This is a genomic window from Mesorhizobium sp. M7A.F.Ca.US.014.04.1.1 (assembly GCF_003998745.1).
Classification (GTDB): Bacteria; Pseudomonadota; Alphaproteobacteria; order Rhizobiales; family Rhizobiaceae; genus Mesorhizobium; species Mesorhizobium ciceri.
Window position 1 is genome coordinate 1 of record NZ_RZRW01001374.1, and the last position, 565, is coordinate 565.

Below are 565 nucleotides of genomic sequence, written 5' to 3' on the forward strand. Positions count from 1 at the left end.
CTCTTAGCGAGCCTGCCGCACCCCCCATGCTGACCGATTTTCAGAAGTTCCGTCGGAGCATGTTGGTTTTCCGCAACGGCCTCGACGTCCGCCGAGTCGGCGTTTCCTACGCGATTGACATATCCTTCACCTCTCCTGATCCCGAGGGCGCAGCCAGGATTGCGAACGCCACGGCCGATGCCTTCGTACGTGAGCAGATCGAAACCAAGACTGACGCAGCCAAGGAAGGAGGCGCGTGGCTGGAAATGCGGCTTCAGCAGCTGCGAACTCAAATGAATGAGGCCATGGCAAAAGCGCAGCAGTTCCGGTCACGGCACGACTACAGCGTCGGCATTGAAGCCAAAGCAGACGGGACGAGTGCTGAGCCGACGCTCGAAGAACTTGAGGTGACGGCTGAAACCTACCAGAAGATGTACGAGAGCTTCTTGCAGGCCTACACCAACTCGGTAAGCCAACAGTCGTATCCGGTTGCCGATGCAAGGGTCATCACAGCTGCGACGGCGCCGCTCAATCCGAGCGCTCCAAGGCCGACGTTGATGCTGGCCTTCGCGGCGGTTGCCGTCCT

General features: G+C 59.6%; 1 pseudogene. It reads left to right on the forward strand.

Going from position 1 to position 565, the window contains the following annotated elements:
- Positions 1-26: 26 nt before the first annotated feature.
- Positions 27-565: pseudogene (locus EOA22_RS36620) on the forward strand (ATPase); the annotation flags it as partial.